This window comes from Streptomyces sp. MZ04, from assembly GCF_004684775.1.
In the GTDB taxonomy this organism is placed as follows: domain Bacteria; phylum Actinomycetota; class Actinomycetes; order Streptomycetales; family Streptomycetaceae; genus Streptomyces.
This window is the reverse complement of sequence record NZ_SRIC01000270.1, coordinates 1-10825: the sequence shown is the minus strand read 5'-3', so window position 1 is coordinate 10825 and position 10825 is coordinate 1. Positions and strand designations below refer to the sequence as shown.

The following is a 10825-nucleotide window of genomic DNA, read 5'->3' as shown; positions in this document are numbered from 1 at the left end:
GGTCAGCGCCTTCCAGGCGGGGCGGGTCACTGGGCGCATTCCTCGTACGGCGACGTTGCGGCCCACCGTTGTCCCACTGGAGTGGGAGCGGATGGGGGATCCGCCGGCGCGGCGTCCGGTGCGGGAACTGGGGAACGGGCCTACGGACCTGGCGCTGCTCGCCAGTGCGCTGGAGCGGGCGGCGCGGTCAGTTTCGGCGGATCAGGTGCCGTCCCTGTTGTAGCTGCTTCGCGGTGTTACTGACGGGGGCCCAGCTGAATCGGCCGCTTCTCATGACGGCACGTCACAACGCCATCACGATCGGCTAGTTGTCATGGTTGGTGCTCTTGCCGGTGTTCCCCGGGCGGGCGTAGACAAGCCGCACGGGACTCGCTCGCCAGTGAAGAGAACGGGGCAGTGATGCGCAGCACTCTTCGTACACGCAGGGCACCGCACCATCGGCGTACCACCGCCAGGATCGCCGCGGCCGTCGTCGCGGGGGCGCTCGCCCTCACCGTCACCGCGTGCGGTGGCGACGACGACAAGGACGACGGGAAGGGCGGGGACAAGGACGGCGGCAAGGAGAGCGCGGCCGCCCTCCAACTGCCCAAGCTGGACGGGCAGAAGGTGTCCGTCGCCGCTGTGTGGGGCGGATCGGAGCGGAAGGTATTCCTCAAGGTTCTCGACGAGTTCGAGAAGAGGACCGGGGCCGACGTCTCCTTCGTTCCCGCGCAGGACCCCATCATCAGCTTCCTGGAGTCGAAGGTCGCGGGCGGCCAGCCGCCGGACGTCGCGATGCTTCCGCAGGTCGGCGCCATCGAGCAGGCGGTCCAGAACAAGTGGGCCAAGCCCGTGGGGCCCGAGGCGCAGAAGCAGCTCGAGAAGAACTACGCGCAGGGCTGGCAGGACCTCGGGGCCGTCGACGGCAAGCAGTACGGCGTGTACTTCAAGGCCGCCAACAAGTCCCTGGTCTGGTACAACACCAAGGTCTTCGAGAACGCGGGCACCCAAGAGCCCAAGACCTGGGACGACTTCATGAAGACGGCCCAGACCGTGTACGACTCCGGCGTGCCGCCGATATCGGTCGCGGGCGCCGACGGCTGGACCCTCACCGACTGGTTCGAGAACATCTACCTCTCGCAGGCGGGCCCGGAGAAGTACGACCAGTTGGCGAAGCACGAGATCAAGTGGACGGACCCCTCCGTGAAGGAGGCGCTGACCACGCTCGGCGAGCTCTACGGCAAGAAGGGCTTCGTCGCGGGCGGCGCGGACGGCGCGCTGCAGACCGAGTTCCCGGCCTCGGTGAAGCAGACCTTCACCGGCGGCGACCAGCCCAAGGCGGGCATGGTCTTCGAGGGCGACATGGTCTCGCTGCCCATCTCGGAGACGAAGGCGAAGATCGGCTCGGACGCCAAGGTGTTCCCGTTCCCGGCTGTCGGTGCCGAGTCACCCGCGGTCGTCGGCGGTGACGCCGCGGTGGCGCTGAAGGACAGCAAGGGCGCGCAGGCGCTGCTCACCTTCCTGGCCTCGCCGGACGCGGCGAAGATCTGGGCCGAGGCGGGCGGCTTCGTGTCGCCCAACAAGAGCCTGGACCTGGCGGCGTACCCGAACGACGTGCAGCGGGACATCGCCAAGGCGCTCATCGCGGCGGGCGACGACATCCGCTTCGACATGTCCGACCAGGCCCCGCAGGCCTTCGGCGGCACGCCCGGCAAGGGCGAGTGGAAGGCGCTGCAGGACTTCCTGAAGAACCCCAAGGACGTCGCCGGCACGCAGAAGGCACTGGAGACGGCCGCCGCCAAGGCCTACAAGGACTGACGCGCCATGGCGTCCGCGAACGCCGGGGGCACGCCGAACATGGCGCTGCCCCCGGCGCCCAAACCGCGCAAGAGCGTGACCGGCACCCGCAAGTCCGTGGCAGCGCTCTTCCTGCTGCCCGCCCTGGTGCTGCTCGGCGCGCTCGTCCTCTACCCCATCGGGTACTCGGTGTTCCGCAGTTTCTTCGACAAGTCGGGCGACTTCACGGCGTTCGGCAACTACAAGACGCTGTTCACGGACGACACCATCCTCACCGCGATCAAGAACAACGCGATCTGGGTGGTGGTCGCCCCGACGGTCGCGACCGGTCTCGGCCTGATCTTCGCCGTGCTCACCGAGCGGATCCGCTGGGGAACGGCGTTCAAGCTGGTCATCTTCATGCCGATGGCGATCTCGATGCTCGCGGCGGGGATCATCTTCCGGCTCGTCTACGAGTCGGATCCCGACCGGGGTGTCGCCAACGCCGTGTTCGTGGCGGCGCACGACACCTTCGCCGAGTCGTCCGCGTTCCCGCAGGCGCATCCCAGTACGCGGTCGCCGCTGAAGTCGGCGGGCGGGGGTGCCTTCATCACCAGCAAGACGGTCAGCGCGGGCACTCCGGTGGTCCTGCCGCTGACCGGTGTGGCACCGGCCAACATGCCGGACGACGCGAAGCCGGCCGCGGCCGCGAAGCCGGACGCGGACCAGGTGACCGGCACGGCCTGGCAGGACTTCACGCGCGGCAGGGGCCGGGGCGAGCTCAACGCCCCGGACAAGGCGGAGTTCGGCTATCCCGGGATCAAGATCGAGGCCGTCAAGGACGGCAAGGTGGTGGCCTCGGCCGAGGCGGCGGGCGACGGCACCTTCGCGCTGCCCAAGGAGGCCGACGGGGCCCAACTCCGGTTCCCCGCGTCGAACTTCCGCGAGCCGTACAACGGCGTGGACTGGCTCGGCCCGTCCCTCATCACGCCCGCGGTGATCGGCTCGTACCTGTGGATCTGGACGGGCTTCGCGATGGTCCTGATCGCGGCGGGCCTGGCGAGCGTGCCACGTGAACTCCTCGAGGCCGCCCGCGTGGACGGCGCCAACGAGTGGCAGGTGTTCCGGCGGATCACCGTGCCGATCCTCGCGCCGGTGCTCGCCGTGGTCGCGGTCACGCTCATGATCAACGTACTGAAGATCTTCGACCTGATCTTCATCATCGCGCCGAACTCGTCGAAGGACGACGCGAACGTCCTGGCGCTGCAGCTCTACAACTCCGCGTTCCTCGACAAGGATTCGGGAGTGGCGAGCGCAATCGCCGTGCTCCTCTTCCTCCTCGTGATCCCGGTGATGATGTTCAACATCCGGCGGCTCAGGCGGGAGGCACGACGATGACCGACCAGGTCGAAGTGGTGAAGGCCAAGCAGTCGCTCGGCGGGCGGATCGCGGCCGTGCTCAGCGGCAGTGCCGTACGCGTCTTCCTCGTCGTCATCGGTCTCTTCTGGCTGGTGCCCACGATCGGCCTCCTTCTCGGCTCGCTGCGCACCTCGTCCGACATGGCCGAGAGCGGCTGGTGGAAGGTCTTCACCACGCCGTCGCAGATGACTCTGGACAACTACACCAACCTGCTCGAGGACGAGACGATCACCGACTCGATCCTGTCCAGCATCATGATCACCGTCCCGGCGACACTGCTCGTCGTGATCATCGGGTCCCTGGCCGGATACGCCTTCGCGTGGATGGAGTTCCCGGGGCGCGACTGGTGGTTCCTCGGCGTCGTCGGGCTGCTCGTGGTGCCCGTGCAGGTGGCGCTGCTCCCGGTCTCCAAGATCTTCGGCGAGATCGGCATCTTCGAGACGACGGTCGGCGTGGTCGTCTTCCATGTGGCCTTCGGCCTGCCGTTCGCGATCTTCCTGCTGCGGAACTTCTTCGCGGAGATCCCGCGCGAGCTCCTGGAGGCGGCGCGCCTGGACGGAGCCGGTGAGCTGCGGCTCTTCCTGAGGGTCGTGATGCCGCTCGGGGCGCCCGCGATCGCCTCGCTCGGCATCTTCCAGTTCCTCTGGGTCTGGAACGACATGCTGATCGCGCTGATCTTCGCCGACTCCGAGAGCCCGCCGATCACTGTCGCGCTCCAGCAGCAGGTGCGGTCCTTCGGCGACAACGTGCAGATCCTGGCGCCCGGCGCGTTCATCTCGATGGTGATCCCGCTGGCCGTGTTCTTCGCGTTCCAGCGGCAGTTCGTGTCCGGCGTGATGGCGGGAGCCGTCAAGTAGCGGCCAGTCGGCGGTCAAGTCGCCGCCCGACAACGGCAGTTGTACATTCGTTCGGCGAGTGAGGCGGTCCCCGGCGGGGGCCGCCTCACCTGCGTCCATCCCCCGTCTGCAGCATCCGGCGTAACCCGACCGGCCCCCGGGGCGTTTCCGGGCAGTATGCCCGCGCCGACCCATGGATGTGCCTTGCCCAGGTTCAGTGTCATCGTTCCCGTGTACAAGGTGCAGGCATATCTGCACGCATGCCTCGAGTCGGTCCTCCACCAGTCGTTCACAGACCTCGAGCTGATCGTCGTGGACGACTGTTCGCCGGACGCCTGCGGCGCCCTCATCGACGAGTTCGCGGCCCGCGACACCCGGGTGAAAACCGTCCACCTGAAGGAGAACGTCGGCCTCGGCCGGGCGCGCAACGCGGGCATGGAGCACGCGTGCGGCGACTACCTGGTCTTCCTCGACGGCGACGACACCCTCACCCCCGGCGCCCTGCACGCCATCTCCGACCGCCTCAAGGAGACGGACGAGCCGGACGTCCTCGTCTACGACTACGCGCGCACGTACTGGTCGGGCGAGACCGTGCGCAACCAGTACGCGAACCTCCTCGACGAGGACGGCCAGGCACCCTTCCGCCTCGACGAGCGGCCGAGCCTGCTGAGGCTCCTGATGGTCGCCTGGAACAAGACCTACCGCCGCGAGTTCATCGAGCGCGAGGGCTTCGACTTCCCGCCGGGCTTCTACGAGGACACCCCCTGGACCTTCCCCGTCATGCTGTCGGCGGGTTCGATCTCCACCCTCGACCGGGTCTGCCTGCACTACCGGCAGCGGCGCCGGGGCAACATCCTGAACACCACGAGCCGCCGGCACTTCGACATCTTCGACCAGTACGACCGGGTCTTCGCGTTCCTCGACGAGCACCCCGAGTTCTCGGCGGCCTGGCGGCCCGTCCTCTTCCGGCGGATGGTCGACCACCTCTCGACGGTCTTCACCAAGCGCGACCGGCTGCCGCGCGGCAGCCGCCCAGACTTCCTGCGCAGGGCCCGCTCGCACTACCGCCGCTACCGCGTCCCCGGCTCGCGCGGCAGGGCAAGCAGCCGGCTGCGGCACGCGCTGGTGCGGATGGGCTCGCACCGCACCTACCGGACCCTGTGGACGGCGCTTCGGGTGCGGACCAGGGCCAGGCGGTACGCGGCCACCGCCCGCCGCCGCGCCAAGGGCGCAGCCCTCCAGCTGCACTACCGGATCCAGCTGCGCCTGCCGCTGCGCGCCGACCGCGCGGTGTTCTCCGCGTACTGGGGCCGCGGCTACGGCTGCAACCCCGGCGCCCTGGAGGCCGCGGTGCGCGAGCACGCCCCGCACATCCGCACCGCGTGGATCGCCGACCCCCGCCACCACCACTCGGTGCCGACGGCCACCCGGAAGATCCGGCCCGGCACGGCCGCGTACTGGACCGCCCTCGCCCGCTCCAAGTACCTGGTGAACAACGTCGACTTCGACCGCAGGCTGGTCAAGCGGCGCGGCCAGGTGATGATCCAGACCCAGCACGGCACACCCCTGAAGCTGATGGGCCTCGACCTCCAGGACCGCCCGGCCGCCGCACGGGGCACGGACTTCCGGGCGCTCCTGAAGAACGCCGACAAATGGGACTACGTCCTGTCGGCGAACCGGCACTCGTCGCTCGTCTGGGAGCGGGTGTTCCCCGCCTCGTACACGACCCTCGAGTACGGCTACCCGCGCAACGACCTCTACCAGCGGGCGACCTCCGCGGACGTGGCCCGCCAGCGCGAGCTCCTCGGCATCCCCCAGGGCGCGGTCGCCATCCTCTACGCGCCCACCCACCGCGACTACCGCCGCTCCCAGCTCCGCGCCCTCGACCTCGAGCGGGTGCTCCAGGCACTCGGCCCCCGCTTCGTGATCCTGACCCGCGCCCATCACTCGTACGAGGCACCGCTCGCGTCCTCCAGTGGACGGCTGATCGACGTGTCGGACCATCCGAGCGTCGAGCCCCTCTGCCTCGCGTCGGACGCCCTGGTCACGGACTACTCCTCGCTGATGTTCGACTACGCCAACCTCGACCGGCCCGTCGTCCTGCACGCCGACGACTGGGAGGCGTACGAAGCGGCCCGCGGCACCTACTTCGACGTACGCGACTTCCCGCCGGGCGCGGTCGCGCGCAGCGAGGACGAACTCACCGACATCTTCGCGACGGGCCACTGGCGCGGCTCGCGCTCGGCCCAGCTGCGCACGGCCTTCCGAAACCGCTTCTGTGTGTACGACGACGGGCGAGCGGCTGAACGGGTTGTGAGGCATGTGGTGCTCGGTGAGCCCGGGGGTCTACCGTCTGTGGCGCCACTGGCGGAGCGGCACCCCGCGCCTCCCGCGGGGGTGGCCGATGAGCCGCTGCCGCGGGCCGACGTCTCCGAGCCCACTCCGCGCTTCTAACGGCATCGTGCGCCGAAACGACCCCCACACGTCCGGCAGCACAGTCCGCCTCCCCCCATCCCCAGGACCAGACATGCAGCAAGCAACAGCGCACGCGTCCACGCACGGCACGGACACGGATCAGTTGCCGCGGCCGCACCAGCTCTCCGATGTGAAGGGATGGTTCCATCCGGTCGACCAGGTGCTCTTCGACTGGATCCTGAGCAGGCAGTACGACCGTTCCGAGCGGGGCGACCTCCTCGAACTGGGCGCCTATCTCGGCAAGAGCGCCATCTTCATGGGTACGTATCTGCACCCGGACGAGAACTTCACGGTCTGCGACCTCTTCGACTCGCCCGCGCCCGACGAGGCCAACTCCGCGGAGATGGGCCGCTCCTACCGGTCCACGCTCACGCGCCGCGCCTTCGAGTCCAACTACCGCTCCTTCCACGACGAGCTGCCGCAGATCGTCCAGGAGCCGTCCTCCGGCATCACCGCGCACGTTGAGCCTGACACCTGCCGCTTCGTGCACATCGACGCCTCGCATCTGTACGAGCATGTGCACGCGGACATCGACGCGGCCCGCGAGGTGCTCGGCCCCGACGGGATCGTCGTCCTCGACGACTTCCGGGCCGAGCACTGTCCGGGCGTGGCCGCGGCGACCTGGGGCGCGGTGGCGAGCACGGGGCTCAAGCCGCTGTGCATCACGGCGACCAAGTTCTACGGGACGTGGGGCGCCTACGACGCGATCCACGCCGATCTCGCGGCGTTCCTGAAGGGGCGCGACGACATGTGGCACGGCGCCGAGGAGGTCGCCGACTTCCCGATGATCCGGATCAGCGGCAAGAAGGCCAGGCCACCCGAGCAGCCGGTGTCCCGGCACGCGGGGGAGCTCCCGGAGCGGGCGCCCGAGCCCGCTCGCGCCAAGGGCCTGCTCGCGTCACTGCTTTCGCGGACGGGACGTAACTGAAATTCCGGCGCAGAGATAACGGGGCCCGTCCCAGGACGGGCCCCGTCAGGGGCGCGGGGAACTGCGCGACAAGCCCCCACCGGCCCGCAGCAAAGCGTTCAGCGCTCAAGCAGCTCGAACAACTCCTCCCAGCGCTGAAGCACAGCCGCCTCAGAGAACCGCTGCACATTCACCCGCGCCCGCTCCCCCATCGCGTCCCGAAGCCGGGGATTGCCGGTGAGGCGAAGGAGACGGTCGGCGAGGCCCTGCACGTCGCCGGCAGGTGCAAGCAGCCCGTCCTCGCCGTGCCGGACGATCTCCCGTACGCCGGGCGCGCAGTCGAAGGCCGCGCACGGCACCGCGCTGGCCATCGCCTCCATCAGGGCCAACGGAAAACCCTCACCGCGCGATGACTGCGCGAAGACCGAGCTCTGCGCCAGCACGCCCGGCACATCGCCGGTGCGGCCCATCCACTCCACCGAACCGTCGAGGCCGAGCCGCGTGCACCGGCGCCTGAGATCGGCCTCGTCCGCGCCCGCGCCATAGATCCGCAGCGTCCAGTCGGGGCGCTGCGGGGCGACCAGGGCCCAGGTGTCGACGAGCATGTCGACGCCCTTCTGGTCGGCGAGCCTGCCGATGCTGCAGACCACCTTCTGGCGGCGCTGCGAGGGGACTTCGGGCAGGTGGGCAAGGGCGTTGGGCATCGCCCCGACGTTGTGCATGCCGTCGGCGATCCAGTCGTCGGCGTCCTCCTGGGTGAGCGCGAGCCAGCGGTCCACGGAGGGGTAGTTGCGCTTGACCGAGCGGTAGCGGTGGCAGGCGCGGGTGTAGGCGTACGACTCGTGGCTCATGCCGATGATGCGCAGGCCCGCGGTGTCCGCCTCCCTGATCCACTCCATCGGCCAGACCTGCGTGACGATGGCGACGGCGCCGGGGCGCGCGGCGCGGAAGAGCTCGGAGAGCCGGTCGACCGTCCGCTTCTTGGCGGCGGTCCGCGCCGATTCGCGGCGCCGCGCCATGACGTTCAGCCGGCCGAGTCCGCGTAGGGGGCGGGGTGTCGGGGGGTGTTCGCGGTAGAGGCTGGTCACGGGGTAGCCGAGGTCGTCGGGGAGCACCAGTTTCAGCTCGGCCTCGTGGACGCCGATGACGTGCACCCGGTGGCCGCCGGCCGTGAAGAGGCGGGCCATCTGGTGGGCCCAGGCGGTGACTCCGCCCAGCTCGTCGACGGTGTTCGCGACGAGGAAGAGGTCGCGGCTCCGCACCGCGGCCGCAGTGGTGATGGTCATGCGCCGTCCCCCTTGGCTGCGTCTGCCGTGTTCCCGAACCGCTTTCCGAACAGGGCGTCCACCACGTCCGCCGCGGCCCGCCCCTTGTCGTACGCGCCGAAGCGTTCCGCGAACGTCCGCCGGGCGTCGGTCCACGCCCCGTCGGCCTGCTTCAGCGTGGCCAGGGTCCGCAGCAGTTCCTCCTCCGTCTCGACCACGGGTCCGCCCGCGTCGTCCCGCAGCGCGAAGTAGCTGCCCCGCTCGGCCGCGTACGCGTCGAGGTCCGGCGTGAAGTGCACCAGCGGCCGGTCGAGCAGCGCGAAGTCGAACATGATCGACGAGTAGTCGGTCACGAGGACGTCGGCGAGGCAGAGCAGTTCGCTGACGTCGTGGTGGGCTGAGACGTCGACGACGGTGCCGGGCGGGCACACGGGGAGGCTCGCCGCCTCCATGTAGTGGGCGCGCACCAGGAGTACGTGGGTGTCGCCGAAGCGGTCGGCGAACTTCCGGACGTTCAGGGGCAGTTGTACGGGTCTGTTGTTCTTGGGCAGGCCGCGGAAGGTCGGCGCGTACAGGACGACCGTCTTGTGGTCGGGGATGCCGAGTGCGGCGGCCGTGGCCGGGCGCGGGAAGCGGCCCGACGTCTGGTCGTCGGCGCGCGCGGCGACAAGGCGGTCGTTGCGCGGATAGCCGCAGCGCAGCAGCCGCTCGTCGGGGATTCCGTAGGCGCGGGCGAGGGTGTTCACGTCGTGCTCGGAGCGCACGAGGAAGTGGTCGAAGCGGTCGACGGCACGCTGCAGCCGGGCGCGCTGCGGGGCGTTCTGCGTCTTGAGGCGCGCCTCGTCGAAGCCCATCCGCTTGTACGCGGAGCCGTGCCAGGTCTGCAGATACGTGGTGTGGCTCGGCTTCTCCAGGGCGTGCGGGAAGCCTTGGTTGTCGATCCAGAACTCGGCGCGGGCAAGGGCCCACAGATAGCGGTAGGACCAACGGCGGGCGAGCCGCGCCGAGTCGGGGAATCCGTCGGTGGACTTCGCGTACGACCAGGTGCAGCGAAGGCGCAGTCCCCGGTCGAGGATCTCCTGGTGGACGGCGCGCGGGCTGTCGCCGTAGCACTTGCCCATGTGGCTCTCGAAGACCACGGAGCCCTTGCTGACGGGCAGGCGGCGCAGCACCTGCCGGTAGAAGCGGATCTTGACGGGCTGTGTGCCGAGACGGTCAAGCCTCTTGCGCAGGGCCCGGATCCGAAGTTTCAGCATGCGGGCGGGGCGGAAGTGCGTGGCGTAGTGGAGTGCGGCGCGCAGGACGCGGGTGGCGCTGCCGCGGGGGCGCAGGCGCAGCTCCAGCTTGTTGCCGCCGGTGACGGTGAGGCCCTGACTGCTGCCCACGGTCTCCCGCTCGGCGACGAGTTCGGTGGCCACGTCCTGTGTGCCTGCCGTCAGTTGGAGGCGTGGCTCCCATACGCGGTCGCCCGTGCCGAGTTCGCGCGGGCCGCCGGTGAGCCGGACCCTGGCCCGCCAGACGATCGCGCCGCCGTCGTGGCGTACCTCCTCGACGGGTACGCGAAAGGCCCGCCGTCCCGCGCCGCGTGCCCGGACGTGGAGTGTGGCGGTGAGCGGCGGGCGTTCCGGGAGCAGGCCCGTCGGCAGCACGACCCGGCCTTCGAGGACCGCTTCGGCGCCCTCGACCGTGCATCGGGTGAGGCGGTTGAGGAGACGGGTGTCACTCAACTCCCGGTGTTGGTGGCCGAGTTCCGTGACATCCAGTACGTCGCGTACGCGGGGATCGTCGAGGCCGCCGGCCCGCCAGTAGACCTTGCCGTCGCGCTCGGTCAGCTCCGAGACGACCGTCCCGGGCCGGGCGAGGGCGTACGCGGCCGCGAGGACGCCCTCCGTGTCGCCGTCCGCGAGCAGCCGTACGCACACGCGCTCCACCGGGGCGAGCTCGTCCAGGGCGCGCGGGTCCGCGCGGCCCGCCAGGTGCGGGGCGAGCGCGGCCGTGGTCGCGCGGCGCTGCTCGGCGGTGAGCCGCGGGAAGGTCCGCGCGCACGGCAGCACATGGTCGCCGAGGAAGGCACGTTCGCGCCGGTCGCAGAGGTCGAGGCGGCCGAGGCCGATCAGGAGCGCGGCGGCGCGGGCGTTGGCCTCCGCGAGGCCGGGGGTCTCGTGGGC

At 70.1% G+C, this 10825-nt stretch carries 7 protein-coding genes and 1 pseudogene; 6 read left to right on the top strand and 2 right to left on the bottom strand.

Annotated features, from left to right (window positions below; translation table 11 throughout):
- From E2651_RS35110 to E2651_RS35085, 6 genes and pseudogenes are all read left to right on the top strand, one after another.
- Window positions 1-223: pseudogene (locus E2651_RS35110) on the top strand (hypothetical protein); the annotation flags it as partial.
- A 176-nt stretch (window positions 224-399) separates the two neighbouring features.
- Entirely contained in the window at window positions 400-1797 is a 1398-nt protein-coding gene (locus E2651_RS35105) for an ABC transporter substrate-binding protein (RefSeq protein ID WP_135335306.1), read from the top strand.
- 75 nt (window positions 1798-1872) lie between these two features.
- Window positions 1873-3153, top strand: a complete 1281-nt coding sequence (locus E2651_RS35100; RefSeq protein WP_135335307.1) for a sugar ABC transporter permease — start codon at window positions 1873-1875, stop codon at window positions 3151-3153.
- Window positions 3150-4031 carry a carbohydrate ABC transporter permease gene (locus tag E2651_RS35095; RefSeq protein ID WP_135335305.1) on the top strand — a complete coding sequence of 294 codons (882 nt, stop codon included), beginning with the start codon at window positions 3150-3152 and terminating at the stop codon, window positions 4029-4031. Before E2651_RS35100 ends, E2651_RS35095 begins: the two co-directional genes overlap by 4 nt.
- 183 nt (window positions 4032-4214) lie before the next feature.
- Window positions 4215-6464 (top strand): bifunctional glycosyltransferase family 2 protein/CDP-glycerol:glycerophosphate glycerophosphotransferase, encoded by a 2250-nt coding sequence (locus E2651_RS35090; RefSeq protein WP_135335304.1) that lies wholly within the window; start codon window positions 4215-4217, stop codon window positions 6462-6464.
- A gap of 73 nt (window positions 6465-6537) precedes the next feature.
- Entirely contained in the window at window positions 6538-7413 is an 876-nt protein-coding gene (locus tag E2651_RS35085; RefSeq protein ID WP_135335303.1) for a class I SAM-dependent methyltransferase, read from the top strand.
- Between the two features lie 98 nt (window positions 7414-7511).
- Here E2651_RS35085 and E2651_RS35080 read toward each other — a convergent pair whose 3' ends face one another.
- Together E2651_RS35080 and E2651_RS35075 are read right to left on the bottom strand one after the other, a co-directional pair.
- Window positions 7512-8678 carry a glycosyltransferase gene (locus E2651_RS35080; RefSeq protein ID WP_135335302.1) on the bottom strand — a complete coding sequence of 389 codons (1167 nt, stop codon included), beginning with the start codon at window positions 8676-8678 and terminating at the stop codon, window positions 7512-7514.
- A partial coding sequence (locus E2651_RS35075; protein ID WP_135335301.1) for a CDP-glycerol glycerophosphotransferase family protein occupies window positions 8675-10825 on the bottom strand: 2151 nt, incomplete at its 5' end. The genes E2651_RS35075 and E2651_RS35080, both read right to left, overlap by 4 nt.

Coding starts and splice junctions, on each gene's coding strand:
- E2651_RS35105 (WP_135335306.1), top strand. CDS start 400: ATGCGCAGCACTCTTCGTACACGCAGGGCACCGCACCATCGGCGTACC.
- E2651_RS35095 (WP_135335305.1), top strand. CDS start 3,150: ATGACCGACCAGGTCGAAGTGGTGAAGGCCAAGCAGTCGCTCGGCGGG.
- E2651_RS35085 (WP_135335303.1), top strand. CDS start 6,538: ATGCAGCAAGCAACAGCGCACGCGTCCACGCACGGCACGGACACGGAT.
- E2651_RS35080 (WP_135335302.1), bottom strand. CDS start 8,678: ATGACCATCACCACTGCGGCCGCGGTGCGGAGCCGCGACCTCTTCCTC.